Consider the following 15,878-nt stretch of genomic DNA (forward strand, 5'->3'; position numbering starts at 1 on the left):
GGAGGAAATGCAATGAAAATAGTTGTACAAAAATTTGGAGGAACTTCAGTGTCAACTGATAAGAATAGAAAGCAAGTAATTGAAAAAGTTAAAAATGCTATTAAGGAAGGATATAGTCCTGTTCTAGTGGTGTCTGCCATGGGAAGAAAGGGTGAACCTTATGCTACAGATACATTGTTATCCTTAGTAGATGATAAATTTAAAAACACAAATAAATTAGCTCAAGATTTACTTATGTGTTGTGGAGAAACTATAAGTTCAGTTGTTATGAGTAGTGATTTATATAGTGCTGGGATTGATGCTATGCCACTTACTGGTGGGCAAGCAGGAATATTTACAGATAATAATTTTACAGATGCTACTTGCACTGAAGTTAAGCCAAAAAAGATTTTAGAATTAGTATCTCAAGGAAGAGTTCCAGTAATAACAGGATTTCAAGGAATTAGTGAAAGTGGATATTTGACTACCTTAGGTAGAGGTGGAAGTGATACTACAGCTTCTATCTTAGGAGTTGCACTTAAAGCTTCAGCTATTGAAATATATACTGATGTAGATGGAATCATGACAGCTGATCCAAGAATAGTTGAAAATGCTAATTTAATTGATGTCATAAGTTATAATGAAGTATTTCAATTGGCAGATAAAGGAGCTACTGTAATTCACCCAAAAGCTGTGGAAGTTGCTATGGAAGGTAATATTCCCATACTAATTAAAAATACTATGAGTAACTCTAAAGGAACGTTAATAAATAATTTTGGTGATAAAGGTAAGGATAGAATTATGACTGGAATTACTAGCCAAAAAAATAGAATTCAAGTTTCTATTAAAGCTTCTGAAAATGCAGGAAATATTAAATATAAAAATGTCTTAGACTTAGTTGCTGCAAATAAAATCAGTTTAGATTTAATAAATATATTTCCAAGTGAACAAATTTTCACTATAAATCAAAAAGATAGAAATGTTTTAGACGATATTTTAAATAATGCTAAATTAAAATATACTTTAATAGAAGATTGCAGTAAGGTAGCTGTTATAGGATCAAGAATGAAAGGGATACCAGGTGTTATGGCAAGGATTATAAAGGCGTTAAGTGATAATAATATAGAAGTATTGCAAACAGCAGATTCACATATGACGATTTGGTGCTTGGTCCACTCTAAAAATGAAAAAGAGGCAATAAATGTTTTACATAAGGCTTTTAAGCTTTAATCACATTCAAAAAGATAATAGACCAGTATGATTATCCAGTATGATTATCAGTTTTACGTCATACTGCATCAGTAAGTTGCTCGAATAGTCCACTATGAGCAAATTTATTTCCTTGTATGATGAAAAATATAAATAACATCTTTGGTGTATTATTTTTTTTCATCTGCCTTAGTTATGAATAAAATAATTCTTAATGTACAAAATAAAAATAGTATAGGAGGGATTATTTTATGTATAAAAATATTTTTAATGGCGAAGATATAGAGAATGAAAGTAATAAATCGGAAGTAAAAGATAAAATAGAAGATGTAAAGGAACTTGGAAATACAGCGTTAGCAAATCCGAATAAAAGAATACAAGTTTTATCTATAATTGGTCAAATTGAAGGACATTCAGTTCTTCCACCACAAACAAAAGCAACAAAATATGAGCACATTATTCCACAATTAATAGATATTGAACAAAATAAAGAAGTTAAGGGGTTGCTTATAGTATTAAATACTGTTGGGGGAGATGTAGAGGCAGGACTTGCAATATCTGAAATGATTAGTAGTATGTCTAAAACCACTGTATCCATAGTGATTGGGGGCGGACATTCAATAGGAGTTCCTCTTGCAACATCTTCAAACTATTCATTTATAACTCCATCTGCAACAATGATAGTTCATCCAGTAAGAATGAATGGTTTTGTCATAGGCGTATCGCAAACCTTCGAATATTTTAAAAAAATGCAAGAGAGAGTAAATGAATTTATAGTAAGAACCTCTAATATAAAACAAGAAGTTTTAGAAAAGTTTATGTTGCAAACAGATGAATTGCTAAATGATGTAGGAACAATGCTAATTGGAAAGCAGGCAGTAGACTGTGGACTTATTGATGAAGTTGGAGGAATACATGAGGCTTTAGATAAACTTAATGAACTTATAGAAAATAAGAATATTAATAATGAGAATACTCTAAGGACTAATTAATAAAATAGCTTACCATATAAAAATTAATATGGTAAGCTTCATTTAATTTATAAGAATATAGAAATAATACAGAATAGCATTATTTTATTATATAGGTTTGGATGAGATTTGATTTCTAGAATTCTCTAAATTATATTTAGATATATTTTGGTATACTCACTTATAATTTACCTAAAAGGACAAAGATTAAAACATAGATTTAAAAATTAAAAAATATTTGAGTTTTAAATTTAGTCATATTGTTGTAAAATAGTAGTATTGTCAAGTTTAAAAAGATTTGTTAAATTTTTGAGCAAATAAGACATTGAATAAAAAACATGAGGTGATTTAAGTTGGGTAGGACTAAAAGCAAAAAAGATGAAATTACAATAAATCCTGATATAGTAGGAATAGTATATATTGCAACAGGTATAATACTTGGAATAGCAATATATACTTCATTAGCTGGAATATTATCATCTTTAGCACAAAGAATATCATATGTAGTAATTGGAATAGGTGCAAATGCGTTACCTGCTTATTTAATGTATTTTGGTTTTCAATATATAAAAACAAGGGGAAACATTAAATTTAATAAGAAATTTTTTGGGATGACAATATTAGTAGTCATTATTATGTTAACCTTTGGAATTATAAATATTCAAAGCTTAGATAATCAAAGTGATTTTTTTGAAAATATTAAATTAATAATTGGTGATAATACTAAAACTATGCATGGAGGAATAATATCATATCTTATATGTTATCCACTTTATAAAATTGTAGGGGTTTTAGGAACATATATTATACTTCTTGCTTTTTCAATAATAGCTGTTATTTTAATATTTGATATTACATTATATGATTTAGGTATAAAGGCATATAATAAAGGAGAAAAAATAAGAAATAATAGAAAAAATAGAAATAAAAAGGTAAAAGAAAAAAATGAAGAGAGAAAAACTCGTGAAAATTTTATAAACATAGTAGAAAAAAATGAAAATGAACAAAAGAGACATAATGAAAAAGAAGCTTTTTTATCAGGAGTTAATAAAAAAATAAAGATTTTAGATTTTATGAAGGATTCAAATGAAAGGGAAGAGGAAGAAGCCTCACCACAATTAAAATCTGAAATTTCATCAGATATTCATATAGATAATTTCTTAGGTAAAAATGTGCAAAATCATGCTCGAAAAAAAGAAAATTTAGATAATGATGTTAAAAATGTGGTTAATAAAGAAATACAAGAGCAAATTTCTGAATGCAAGGAATTAAAAGAATATAAACATCCAAACTTAGGATTATTAAAATTAAATGCTAATACAAAGCTAAATAGTAGTGATAAAAAAGAGTTAATAGAAAATGCAAATAAACTTGAAGAAATATTATCTAACTTTGGGGTTGATGCAAAAGTGACTCAAGTAACTAAAGGTCCATCTGTTACAAGATTTGAACTTCAACCAAGTCCGGGAGTTAAAGTTAGTAAGATAGTAAATTTATCAGATGATATAGCACTCGGACTTGCAGCTTCAGGAATAAGAATAGAAGCTCCGATTCCAGGAAAAGCAGCAGTTGGCATAGAAGTACCAAATGGAAAACAAACACCAGTATTTTTAAGAGAAGTGTTAGAAAATGATGAATTTATTAATTCTAAGAAAAAATTGGCTTTTGCATTAGGAAAAGATATTTCAGGTAAATGTGTGGTAGGAGATTTAAATAAAATGCCACACACGCTAATTGCAGGGGCAACAGGTTCAGGTAAAAGTGTATGTATAAATTCACTTATAATAAGTTTATTATATAAATATAATCCTGATGAAGTTAAGCTTCTTATGGTTGATCCTAAGGTTGTTGAATTAAATGTTTATAATGGAATACCACACCTTTTGATTCCAGTTGTTACAGATCCTAAAAAGGCTGCAGCAGCTTTGAATTGGGCAGTAAATGAAATGACAAATAGATATAAGCTTTTTGCAGACTGTGGAGTTAGAAATATGGAGTCTTATAATGAATTATTTAATAAAGGAGTTATAGAACAAAAGCTTCCTTATATAGTTATAATTGTAGATGAGCTTGCTGACCTTATGATGGTGTGTCCAAATGATGTAGAAGATTATATTGGAAGATTAGCTCAAATGGCAAGAGCGGCTGGTATGCATTTAGTTATAGCAACTCAAAGACCATCTGTAGATGTAATAACAGGAGTAATTAAAGCTAATATACCATCTAGAATATCTTTTGCAGTATCATCTCAAATAGATTCTAGAACTATTTTAGATGGATCAGGTGCAGAAAAACTTCTTGGAAAAGGGGATATGTTATATTATCCTGTAGGAGAAAGTAAGCCACTTAGAGTACAAGGATGTTTTATATCTGAGGAAGAAGTTGAACACGTAGTTTCATTTATTAAGAGTGAACAGGGTGATACTAATTATGAAGAAGATATAATTGATCATATTAATAGTGCAACAGATTCAAAATCATCAGATTCAAGTGAAAAGAGTTATGATATAGATGAATTACTTAATGAAGTAATAAATGCAGTAGTAGAGTATGGTCAAGCATCAACTTCATTCATTCAAAGAAAATTTAGAATAGGATTTAATAGGGCTTCTAGAATTATGGATCAATTAGAGGAAAGAGGTATAATTTCAGAAAAGGATGGAAGCAGACCAAGGCAAATACTTATTACAAGGCAACAACTTTCAGATGAAAATAATGATGAATAAAATATGCGCAAAGTTTAAATTTTCTTATTAGAAATTGAACTAAATTATTAAATAAAATTTAATTTTATGTTAACTTTTTCTTTCATATAGTATTAAAATGAGATTATTAAAGGATTTTAAGTCAGTATAGTAATATATATAATTAGGTAGTAGCTTGTAAAATATAGTTTCTATTTGTTATAATTAAAACTATTAAAACACAGGAGGATATAAAGACTTGAGTGAAATAAAAATGGAAACAGCAAACATATCAGAAAAAGTAAATTATACTTCAAATAAGTATAAAGTAGGAATGGTTAGTTTAGGATGTGATAAAAACAGAGTTGATTCAGAAATAATACTAGGAAAGATGAGTAATGAGTATGAAATAACAAGTGATCCTAAAATTGCAGATATAATTATTGTAAATACGTGTGGATTTATAGAAAGTGCAAAGCAGGAATCTATTGATACAATATTAGAAATGGCAAACTATAAAATTAATTATAAATGTAAACTTCTTATTGCAACGGGATGTCTTACTCAAAGATATGGAGAAGAACTAGGTAAATTGATACCTGAGATAGATATAATGCTTGGAGTAAATGACTATAATAAAATAAACGAGTTTATAACAGATTTTATAGAAGGAAATAAAAAAGCATTAGAACTTCTAAATTATTCAGATGAAAATATTAATGAAGGAAAGAGAATTCTTACAACTCAAAAAGAAAGTGCATATATTAGAATTGCAGAGGGTTGTAACAATTTTTGTACATATTGTATAATTCCTAAAATAAGAGGAAAATTTAGAAGCAGAAAAATGGAAAACATTATAAATGAAGCAAAAGATTTAAGTGAAAACGGAGCTAAGGAAATAATACTTATAGCTCAAGATACTACTTTGTATGGTAGTGATATATATGGAAAGAAAAGTCTCCATTTATTAATAAAAGAATTAGCTAAAATTGATGGGATTAAGTGGATTAGAGTACTTTATTGTTATCCAGAAGAAATATATGATGAACTTATTGATGAAATTGCAAGTAATGATAAAGTTGTAAAATACTTAGATTTGCCAATTCAACATATAAGTGATAAGATTCTTAAACTTATGGGAAGAAGAACTAGTAAACAAGATATAATAAATAAAATAAAAAAATTAAGAGAGAAAATTTCAGATATTGTTTTAAGAACTACTTTTATAGTTGGATTCCCAAAAGAAACAAGAGAGGATTTTAATGAAATTATTGACTTCCTTAAGGAATATAAGCTTGATAAAGTAGGGGTATTCACATATTCTCAAGAAGAAGATACTTCAGCTGCCAAAATGGACGGGCAAATCGAAGAAGACATTAAGAAGAAAAGAGCAGAAGAATTAATGTTGATTCAAAAAGATGTTTCAGAAGAGATAAATAAATTGAAAATCGGAAAGTTATATTATATTCTTGTTGAGGGATATAATGGAGAGTATTATTATGGAAGAAGCTATGAAATGGCTCCAGAGATAGATGCAAATGTGTTGTTTAAATCATCGAAGAATATAAAAATTGGTGAATTTATAAAGGTCAAAATAGTTAAAAATATGGATTATGATTTAGTGGGAGTTGTCGATTATGAATCTTGCAAATAAGTTAACCTTAGGTAGGATATTTTTAGTTCCTGTTTTTTTAGTTTTTATAGCTGTGAAAGATATACCTTATGGAAGTTTTATAGCTACATTTATATTTATTTTAGCATCATTAACTGATAAATTAGATGGATATGTTGCTAGAAGTAGAAATCAAATAACTAACTTTGGAAAGTTTATGGATCCTTTAGCGGATAAATTGTTAGTTACTGCAGCTTTAATTTCTTTAGTTGAATTACAGGTAGTACCAGGATGGGCAGCTGTAGTTATACTTGCACGAGAATTTGCTGTTTCTGGATTAAGATCAATAGCAGCAGCACAAGGAAGAGTTATAGCAGCTAGCTGGTGGGGAAAAATTAAAACTGTTATACAAATAATAGCAATAATTTTATTATTATTAAAAATAAATATACATGATGCAAAATTATTAAAAATTTTTGTAATAAATAATTATTATGTGAAAGAATTTTTCAGAATAGCACCAAATATAATGCTTATGGTTGCAGTTGTTGTAACGTTAATATCAGGATATGATTACTTTAAAAAGAATAAAGAAGCTGTTTCAATTGATAAATAAAAGTTTTATGTTTGGAAATTGAAAAAAGTGGATATAAATAAAAAGATTCCTTCTTTGAATAAATTAAAGAAGGGATTTTTATTAGAATTAATTATTGACTACAGTTTATAATTAATTTATAATAAATACAGAACATAAGTTCGACAGGAGGAGTTTAGTATTATGAGAAATATAGATTCAGAAAAATTAAAAGCAATTGAAAGTGCAATGAGTCATATAGAAAAACAATTTGGAAAGGGATCAGTAATGATGCTTGGCGATCATAGCACTACAAATATGGAAGCCATATCAACAGGTTGTTTAGATTTAGATATAGCTTTAGGAATTGGCGGAGTTCCTAAGGGAAGAATCATTGAAATTTATGGACCTGAAAGTTCAGGTAAAACTACAGTTGCGCTTCAAATAGCTGCTGAATCACAAAAAAAAGGCGGAGCAGTAGGATATATTGATGCAGAACATGCTTTAGATCCTAGTTATGCTCAAAAACTTGGTGTTGATGTAGAAAGTTTAATAATTTCTCAACCTGATACAGGAGAACAAGGTCTTGAAATAGCAGAAGCTTTAGTTCGTTCAGGAGCAATAGACGTTTTAGTAGTAGATTCTGTTGCAGCATTAGTTCCTAAGGCTGAAATCGAAGGTGAAATGGGTGATTCACATATTGGTCTTCAAGCAAGACTTATGTCACAAGCTTTGAGAAAACTTGCAGGAACAATAAATAAGACTAATTGTGTTGCTATATTTATTAATCAGTTAAGAGAAAAGGTTGGAGTTATGTTTGGTTCACCAGAAACAACAACTGGAGGAAGAGCATTAAAGTTTTATGCATCAGTAAGACTTGATATTAGAAGAATTGATTCTATAAAACAAGGTGATGCTATTATTGGTAATAGAACAAGAATAAAGGTGACAAAAAATAAAGTGGCACCACCATTTAAGCAAGCAGAATTTGATATTATGTACAATGAAGGGATTTCTAGAAATGGTAATATAGTAGATGTTGGAGTCAAAGAAGAAATAGTTCAAAAAAGTGGAGCTTGGTTTTCATATGGTGATATAAGATTAGGGCAAGGCAGAGAAAATGCTAAGATATATTTGAAAGAAAATCCAGAAGTAGCATTAGATATAGAAAATCAAATTAGAGAGAAATATAATCTTCCATTAGCAGAATTAGTTAAAGAAAATATATTAAACAAAACTAAAGATGAGAAAACTAATGAAATTAAAAATGATACAGCTAAAACTGATACTAAGGATATAAAAAAATAGAAATTATGGACGTAAAAAGAAATATAATATTATTGCATTAATATACTAATAAATGCAATGAAGAATATAACTACATTTGTGTTAATTCGCATTATATAGCTATATTTAAAATTAAGTATTATATAGTATAATGCATGATATAACCATTATATGAGCAAACTTGACATAATTTTATTTTTAATATAGAATAAAAAGGAATACTGGTTTATCATATTCCAAAATGCAGTGAGAAGAATATGACACCTACTATACTTTCTTGTTAGTATATAATGAGAAAATAATAAATTGGGAGGTGTTTATGTGGAACTAGCGGTAATGATATTAATAGATGTAATAATTTTATTAATATTAGGAATAGTGGTTTATAAAACGATTCAAAACGTTTCAAAAGCTAAAATTGAATCGCTTGAAAAAGAAGCAGAAGAGGTTTTAATTAGAGCTAAAAAGGATGCAGAATCAGCTAAAAAAGAATCAATCCTTGAGGCAAAAGAAGAACTTCATAAATTGAGAAATGATTTTGATAAGGAATCTCGTGAAAGAAGAAGTGAGATTCAAAGGCTTGAAAGAAGAGTAATCCAAAAGGAAGAATCACTTGATAAAAAAAGTGAACTTCTTGAAAAGAAAGACGAAACAATCAATGAAAGAATGCTTGAAATAGATCAAGTAGAAGCAAAGGTACAGAAACTTTATGAGGAAAGAAGAGCAGAACTTGAGAGAGTATCGGCCCTTTCTGGTGAAGAAGCTCGTGAAATTCTTTTAGATGAAATTAGAAAAGAAATTACACATGATGCTGCTTTAATGATAAAAGATATTGAAAGTAAGGCAAAGGAAGAAGCAGACAAAAGATCAAGGGAAATAATTACAACTGCGATCCAAAGATGTGCTGCTGATCATGTGTCTGAAACAACTGTACACGTTGTTGCACTACCGAATGATGAGATGAAGGGTAGAATAATAGGTAGAGAAGGAAGAAACATTAGAACCTTAGAAACTTTAACAGGGGTGGATTTAATTATAGATGATACTCCAGAAGCAGTCATTCTTTCTAGCTTCGATCCAATTAGAAGAGAAGTTGCAAGAATGGCACTAGAAAAGTTAATAGTGGATGGCAGAATACATCCAGCAAGAATCGAAGAGATGGTTGAAAAAGCAACTAAGGATGTAGAGAATAGTATAAAAGAAGAAGGGGAACAAGCAGCCCTTGAAACTAGTGTACATGGACTACACCCAGAAATTATAAGACTTCTTGGTAGATTAAAGTATAGAACAAGTTATGGGCAAAATGTTTTAAAACATTCCATAGAAGTTTCATACTTAGCTGGTTTAATGGCTTCAGAGCTAGGTTTAGATGTTACTTTAGCTAAAAGGGCAGGATTGCTACATGATATTGGTAAAGCTGTTGATCAAGAGCAAGAGGGGCCTCACGCTTTAATCGGTGGAGATCTAGCTAAAAAGTATCACGAATCACCATTAGTAATAAATGCAATAGCAGCGCATCATTCAGATGTAGAAATGCAATCTTTAGAAGCCGTGCTAGTTCAAGCAGCAGATGCAATATCAGCGGCTAGGCCAGGGGCTAGAAGAGAAACATTGGAAGCATATATTAAGAGATTGGAAAAGTTAGAGGAAATTGCAAATTCACATGAAGGTGTAGAAAAGTCATATGCCATTCAAGCTGGTAGAGAAATTAGAATTATTGTTAAACCAGATAAAATTGATGATGCTGGGACAATTGAATTAGCACATAATTTAGCTAAGAGTGTCGAGGAAGAACTTGAATATCCAGGACAAATTAAAATTAATGTGATAAGAGAAACGAGATCAGTAGATTTTGCTAAGTAAAAAATGGAAGTATATTTTATTGCATAATAGAATATATTTCCTTTTTTATATACGAAATATACTACTCTAGATTTTTAGATAAAATCTAGAGTAGTACTAATGATTAAACAAATGAAAAATAAATTTAAAAAATTATAAAAAGGATTTTTAGAAAAGTTATAGAATATATTTCAATGAAAACGATTTGCATAATAAATTATAGGAGGGATAACAAAAATGGATGTATTAAAAGTATCAACAAAATCAAATCCTAATTCTGTAGCAGGTGCACTCGCAGCTATAATAAAAGAAAAGAATATTGCAGAAATTCAGGCAGTGGGAGCAGGTGCTATAAACCAAGCTGTTAAGGCAATTGCCATAGCAAGAGGATTTGTAGCTCCAAGTGGGAAGGACATAATATGTGTACCAGGATTTACAGATATAATAATAGATGGAGAAGAAAGAACAGCTATAAAATTGATAGTGCAACCTAGATAGCTAATTTTATTTTCAAATTATTGAACAGGTAGTACAGGATAAATTAATATAAAATAATTTTTATCACTAATTGGATTTATTACCTTTCTATATAGGCAAAAATTATGTATCATAAAAATAAAAAAGCTACAGGAACTACAAATAATGTTTGATGAAAATGATATAGATTTTTCAAAAGTTAAAGATATTATAGTAATAAAGGATTTAATAACACGAGTAAAAAAATTTCTGATTTTAGAGATGAATCATATGTGAGACATAAATTAAGTGATATAGTTATTCTTACACTTTTTGCAGTATTAAGTAATGCTAACGAGTGATCTGAAATAGAGGTTTTTGGAATAAAAAAAGAAAAATGACTAAGGAATTATCTTAAATTAGAGAATGGCATACCATCTGATGATACTATTAGACTTTTCAGGTAAATTTATAGTATCATTTTAATTGCTGAAATTAAAAAGGAGATATAATCTACCAAAAGAATTAACTAAAATTAGTTTATCATAATATGGGTAGATTAACTATATAAGTTGCGATAAAGATTTTATAATTTAATGCAAAGCCTGTCTATTATTTGTTGTGGAACATTATTTATATTATCAAGGAATGAAGTAATAGCTACACGAATTTCATCTACTTTGGAGAAAAATACATTATTAACTACGTTGGATTTAAGCCATCCTCATAACCCCTCTATCAAATTAAGATTTGGACTATATGGTGGTAAGAACATAAGAGTTAGTCTATGTTTAATTTCCCCTAAAAATAGCTGTATTAACTTAGCATGATGTATTCTTGCATTATCAAGAACCATGACCATTTTATATTGGTGCAATGTATTCTTTAAAAACTGTAAGAATACTTCTGCATCATATTTCTCATGTTCTTCACAGTAAATACAACATGTTTCATAATTTAAGATTCCCATTAACTTTACTCCAGCGTGTTTTCCATATGCAGGTATTTTTCTTTGCTGTTTTTTTATAAACCATGTCTTTTGTATTAATTGATAATCACGGATCATTGATTCATCTTCAAATAGAATATGATCAACTAAGCTTTCAAGGTGTTTTTTTAGAACTTCAAAATCTTTCTTGAAATTTTCTTGTTTTACTGGGTCTGCATTTTTCAATACATATATTGGTCTTATATGATTTAAATTTAATCTATATAGTACATCTGTCATTCCCCTGTGACTAAATGTAACATTAAACGAATTTATACCCATTGTCTAATCAACTCAATAGTCTAGTTTTTTCTTGCTATGAAGCCAACTTCGTCAGGCGTATTGTTTGTAATAGTTTGAATAAGTTTTTTTCTTATTGTTCTTTTTCCATCCTGTATTTAAACATTTAAATCATCTTTATTTAACATATAAACTACCACTTTCTATTTGTATTATTATTATTATAGTTTTTTATATTCTGCTGATTTATATTTGTGGAATTTTTTGTATTATAACTTTATTATCACAACTTATATATAAATTATGTGGAATTTAATAAATAAAATTTTAACCAACTTTAAAGAATGTTTTTCAAGACAAGTCTCATTTAATTGTTTTGTATTCCTCTTTTCATCAATCTTCAAGATAGTGTAAAAGCTATTTGGAGCTGGATACAGCCGGAAGAAAAACATGAATTCATTTTGATAATGAAATAAATACAATTTTCAAATTATTAAATGTTGAAGATCTAAAAAGAATGTTGCAAAAGTAAAAAAATTACAGAAAATATTTAAATAAGTGTAGGATAAACTTTTATTAGCTTATCTAGCAGGTAGTAATTTTTAAGTTGAAATTATATATAAAAACGATTATACTATAATAGTTAAATGCCATATTTATTAATTTTTTGTAAAGAGGTGTATATTAATGATAGCAAAAGAGGTTTTAGTAAAAAACTCATCTGGTCTTCACGCTAGACCAGCAACATTATTAGTTAAGAAGGCTTCATCATTTAAATCAGACGTTAGTATAGAATATAACGGAAAGAAAGCAAATGTAAAAAGCTTAATCGGAGTTCTATCTTTAGCAGTAGCTAAAGATGCTCTAATCAAAGTTGTAGCTTCAGGAGATGACGAAGCTTTAGCTGTTGAAGAAATTGTTAAATTAGTTGAAACTTTAGAAGACTAATATACAAAGTAAGGTTCCATATTTTTAATATGGAACCTTTTTTACGTACCAATAATACGGTTCAAATGCTGACTTATTATTTTATGGAATATGCCTTAATTGTCATCAAGAATTAAAGTGCATCTTAGTAATAATATAACTAAATCTAAAGCAGCAAAAAATACAAAAATATAAATTACTCTTTCTATTAAAGAACTGTTTAAAGAAATTACGTTGACTAAATTTAAATCGAACAATCCTATTGTTCCCCAGTTTAAAGATCCTATAAAAACTAACAAAAAAGAAAGTTTATCGAACATATTTAGTTTACACAAAGTTTTTCACTCCCATCTTTTAAATAAATCTTATTATATTTATATTATTATTAATTACAATAATAACAAAAAGTAAAATTTTAATTTATGCATAATTAATCACAAGAAATAAAAATTTTAATAGGCAAAAATGAAAAAAATATGATATAATACGAATATTGAAAGAAAAAGTATAAAATATATTCGTGTGGAGGTTTTTGAATGAGAAATTTATATAGTACACCTTTAAATTCAAGATATGCATCTAAGGAAATGAGTTTCATTTTTTCAGACGATATGAAATTTACAACTTGGAGAAAATTATGGGTAGCTCTTGCAGAAGGTGAAAGAGAACTTGGATTAAATATAACAGAAGAGCAAATAAAAGAGTTAAAGGAACATATTAATGACATAAACTATGAAGAAGCAGCTAAGAAAGAAAAAGAAGTTAGACATGATGTTATGAGCCATGTGCATGCATATGGTCTTCAATGTCCAACCGCTAAAGGGATTATTCACTTAGGTGCTACATCTTGTTATGTTGGAGATAATACAGACGTTATAATAATGAGAGACGCTTTAAATTTAATTAAGAATAAAATAGTAACTGTTTTAAATCATTTGAAAAAATTTGCATTAGAATATAAGGATATGCCAACGCTTGGTTTTACGCATTTTCAACCAGCTCAATTAACTACAGTAGGTAAAAGAGCTACATTATGGATGCAAGATTTAGTAATGGATATTGAAAATATAGATTTCCTATTATCAACATTAAAACTTTTAGGAGTTAAAGGAACAACTGGTACTCAAGCTAGTTTTATGGAACTGTTTGATGGAGATGAAAGCAAGGTTAAGGCATTAGATAAAATAGTAGCAGAAAAAATGGGATTTGATAAGAGCTTTGGAGTTACAGGTCAAACTTATCCAAGAAAGCTTGATTCAATAGTTTTAAACACTTTATCAGAGATTGCTCAAAGTGCTTACAAATTTAGTAATGATTTGAGATTACTTCAAAATATGAAGGAAATGGAAGAACCATTCGAAAAAAATCAAATAGGATCATCAGCTATGGCATATAAGAGAAATCCTATGAGAAGTGAAAGAATAAGTGCATTAGCTAGATATGTAATAGTAGATGCATTAAATCCAGCAATTACTGCAGGAACTCAATGGTTTGAAAGAACTTTAGATGACTCAGCTAATAAGAGATTATCTGTTGCTGAAGGATTCCTAGCATTAGATGGAGTGTTAAATCTGTACATAAATATTGCTGAAAACATGGTAGTATATGATAAGGTAATAGCAGCTCATGTACTTAGAGAATTACCATTTATGGCTACTGAAAATATAATGATGGAAGCTGTAAAGAGAGGTAAGGATAGACAAGAGTTACATGAAAATATTAGAGTTCATTCAATGGCAGCTGCGCAAAGAGTAAAGGGCGAAGGATTGGATAACGACTTAATAGATAGAATAATAAATGATGATTCATTTGGTCTTACTAAAGAAGAAATATTAGCAATTATTGATCCTATTAAATTTGTTGGAAGATCACCAAGTCAAGTTACAGAATTTATCGATGAATATGTAAATCCAATTATCAATAATAATGAGGAAGCATTAAAAATTAAGAGTGAAATAAATGTTTAATATTTAAATGTTTGAATCTGCATTAAATTTATATTGATATCAGGTATATTGAATATATATATCCATAATTAGAAATAGGGGGGTCATGCATTTGTTGAGTAATCACAACAAATGCATGACCTTTATTTCGGCATTTTACATCAGTCAGTTGATTTTTAATGCTCTAAGTGTAGGATATCTATTAGGAAAAATTTTACTAAGTGGATAATTTAATTTATTATAACTATGGCAGCAGTAAAGGTAATCATTATTTGGAAGTTCATAAGTAATAAATCCATTGTGAAAGAATTTTCCGATTTGAGGAGTATAAAATTGAATTAAGCATCCCTTAGACAATGACTTTTCATTAGGCAGTTTAGTGGCTAATTTTTGTGTTGTTAAATATAAATAAATATCCTCAACTCTAATCCAAGGGAGAGTGTATGGTTTCCAGGCTTCAGTTTGTTTAACTCCACCAGCATAAAGGATTTGAGACATGAAATTTGTACAATCTCCGCCAATACCTTCGAAAGATTTATAATTAGGATTTGGTGTTAATGCAAAGGTTTCTGCATAATTACAAGCATCTATGATATTAAAATTAGAGGATTGACGCTCATGATAATTGTTATTAGAAAGTAAGCTAGAGGCCATGAAAGTGTCATATAATAAATCAAGTGAAGAAAGTTTATTAGTCCATAAGCTTTCATTTTTAGAAAAAATTAAATTAGTTATTTGAGATAAGTTAGTGTTTAGTGCATAGTTATATAAATATGGATTTTCTTCATTCTCAATTAAAAATTGTATCTTAAATTTATTGTGTAAATATTCTAAAATGACAATATACTCATGGATACAAGCAGAAAGTATGTTAGTTGGAGCATTTTGTACTATGAAACATATCTTTAAATTAAGTTTTAGCTTAATAAAATTTGAGTCTTGATCTAGTATTTCATAGGTGTAGTCAAACTGAAAATTATTAAATGAAGAATTTAATTTTTTTTCCCATTTAAAGTTGAATAACTTTTTTAGATATATTTCTTCAAGAATAAGATAATCTAAATCATAGATGTTATTGGAAATCAAATTTAACTTTTCATAGGGAGTGGAAATCAGAAGACAAAAATTATACAAACTTTTTGATAACATATATACTTCCTATT

The 15,878-nt window shown here is 28.5% G+C and carries 13 protein-coding genes; 10 read left to right on the top strand and 3 right to left on the bottom strand.

The features are described 5' to 3' along the window. The first annotated feature begins 12 nt into the window (after positions 1–12). From dapG to LLF98_RS04275, 8 genes are all read left to right on the top strand, one after another. Entirely contained in the window at positions 13–1,209 is a 1,197-nt protein-coding gene (gene dapG / locus LLF98_RS04240) for an aspartate kinase (protein ID WP_291701176.1), read from the top strand. 230 nt (positions 1,210–1,439) lie between these two features. Further along, the gene (locus LLF98_RS04245; RefSeq protein ID WP_291701178.1) at positions 1,440–2,180 is read left to right on the top strand and encodes an ATP-dependent Clp protease proteolytic subunit; all 741 of its coding nucleotides are present in this window, start codon (positions 1,440–1,442) and stop codon (positions 2,178–2,180) included. A gap of 332 nt (positions 2,181–2,512) precedes the next feature. Then, the gene (locus LLF98_RS04250; RefSeq protein ID WP_291701180.1) at positions 2,513–4,885 is read left to right on the top strand and encodes a DNA translocase FtsK; all 2,373 of its coding nucleotides are present in this window, start codon (positions 2,513–2,515) and stop codon (positions 4,883–4,885) included. A 232-nt stretch (positions 4,886–5,117) separates the two neighbouring features. Further along, on the top strand, positions 5,118–6,497 hold the full coding sequence (gene rimO, locus LLF98_RS04255) for a 30S ribosomal protein S12 methylthiotransferase RimO (protein WP_291701232.1): 1,380 nt from the start codon (positions 5,118–5,120) through the stop codon (positions 6,495–6,497). Then, a complete protein-coding gene (gene pgsA / locus LLF98_RS04260; RefSeq protein ID WP_291701182.1) occupies positions 6,481–7,071 on the top strand; it encodes a CDP-diacylglycerol--glycerol-3-phosphate 3-phosphatidyltransferase in 591 nt (196 codons plus the stop codon). Before rimO ends, pgsA begins: the two co-directional genes overlap by 17 nt. Before the next feature lie 162 nt (positions 7,072–7,233). Next, positions 7,234–8,337, top strand: coding sequence for a recombinase RecA (gene recA / locus LLF98_RS04265; protein WP_291701184.1), 1,104 nt, complete (start codon positions 7,234–7,236; stop codon positions 8,335–8,337). A gap of 300 nt (positions 8,338–8,637) precedes the next feature. Next, entirely contained in the window at positions 8,638–10,179 is a 1,542-nt protein-coding gene (gene rny / locus LLF98_RS04270) for a ribonuclease Y (protein ID WP_291701186.1), read from the top strand. A gap of 216 nt (positions 10,180–10,395) precedes the next feature. After that, on the top strand, positions 10,396–10,656 hold the full coding sequence (locus LLF98_RS04275) for a stage V sporulation protein S (protein WP_291701188.1): 261 nt from the start codon (positions 10,396–10,398) through the stop codon (positions 10,654–10,656). Positions 10,657–11,338: 682 nt separating this feature from the next. Here LLF98_RS04275 and LLF98_RS04280 read toward each other — a convergent pair. After that, positions 11,339–11,884 (bottom strand): IS630 family transposase, encoded by a 546-nt coding sequence (locus tag LLF98_RS04280; RefSeq protein ID WP_291701190.1) that lies wholly within the window; start codon positions 11,882–11,884, stop codon positions 11,339–11,341. Positions 11,885–12,529: 645 nt separating this feature from the next. Between LLF98_RS04280 and LLF98_RS04285 the strand changes: the two genes are divergently transcribed. Continuing rightward, positions 12,530–12,790, top strand: a complete 261-nt coding sequence (locus LLF98_RS04285) for an HPr family phosphocarrier protein (protein WP_291701192.1) — start codon at positions 12,530–12,532, stop codon at positions 12,788–12,790. Between the two features lie 95 nt (positions 12,791–12,885). Here the strand turns inward: LLF98_RS04285 and LLF98_RS04290 are convergent, their stop codons facing one another. Continuing rightward, the gene (locus LLF98_RS04290; protein WP_291701194.1) at positions 12,886–13,104 is read right to left on the bottom strand and encodes a DUF378 domain-containing protein; all 219 of its coding nucleotides are present in this window, start codon (positions 13,102–13,104) and stop codon (positions 12,886–12,888) included. A gap of 201 nt (positions 13,105–13,305) precedes the next feature. On the opposite strand from LLF98_RS04290, the gene purB reads away from it, so the two are divergent. Continuing rightward, positions 13,306–14,736, top strand: a complete 1,431-nt coding sequence (gene purB / locus LLF98_RS04295; RefSeq protein ID WP_291701196.1) for an adenylosuccinate lyase — start codon at positions 13,306–13,308, stop codon at positions 14,734–14,736. A gap of 144 nt (positions 14,737–14,880) precedes the next feature. Here the strand turns inward: purB and LLF98_RS04300 are convergent, their stop codons facing one another. Then, positions 14,881–15,864 (bottom strand): amidase domain-containing protein, encoded by a 984-nt coding sequence (locus tag LLF98_RS04300; RefSeq protein ID WP_291701198.1) that lies wholly within the window; start codon positions 15,862–15,864, stop codon positions 14,881–14,883. Positions 15,865–15,878: the final 14 nt, after the last annotated feature.

Origin of the sequence: Clostridium sp., from assembly GCF_021372645.1 — a bacterium.
Lineage (GTDB): Bacteria > Bacillota > Clostridia > Clostridiales > Clostridiaceae > Clostridium.

Excerpts from the sequence above, each read along its gene's own strand:
- dapG (WP_291701176.1), top strand. The coding sequence starts at position 13 with ATGAAAATAGTTGTACAAAAATTTGGAGGAACTTCAGTGTCAACTGAT.
- LLF98_RS04245 (WP_291701178.1), top strand. The coding sequence starts at position 1,440 with ATGTATAAAAATATTTTTAATGGCGAAGATATAGAGAATGAAAGTAAT.
- rimO (WP_291701232.1), top strand. The coding sequence starts at position 5,118 with ATGGAAACAGCAAACATATCAGAAAAAGTAAATTATACTTCAAATAAG.
- pgsA (WP_291701182.1), top strand. The coding sequence starts at position 6,481 with ATGAATCTTGCAAATAAGTTAACCTTAGGTAGGATATTTTTAGTTCCT.
- recA (WP_291701184.1), top strand. The coding sequence starts at position 7,234 with ATGAGAAATATAGATTCAGAAAAATTAAAAGCAATTGAAAGTGCAATG.
- LLF98_RS04275 (WP_291701188.1), top strand. The coding sequence starts at position 10,396 with ATGGATGTATTAAAAGTATCAACAAAATCAAATCCTAATTCTGTAGCA.
- LLF98_RS04280 (WP_291701190.1), bottom strand. The coding sequence starts at position 11,884 with ATGGGTATAAATTCGTTTAATGTTACATTTAGTCACAGGGGAATGACA.
- LLF98_RS04285 (WP_291701192.1), top strand. The coding sequence starts at position 12,530 with ATGATAGCAAAAGAGGTTTTAGTAAAAAACTCATCTGGTCTTCACGCT.
- purB (WP_291701196.1), top strand. The coding sequence starts at position 13,306 with ATGAGAAATTTATATAGTACACCTTTAAATTCAAGATATGCATCTAAG.
- LLF98_RS04300 (WP_291701198.1), bottom strand. The coding sequence starts at position 15,864 with ATGTTATCAAAAAGTTTGTATAATTTTTGTCTTCTGATTTCCACTCCC.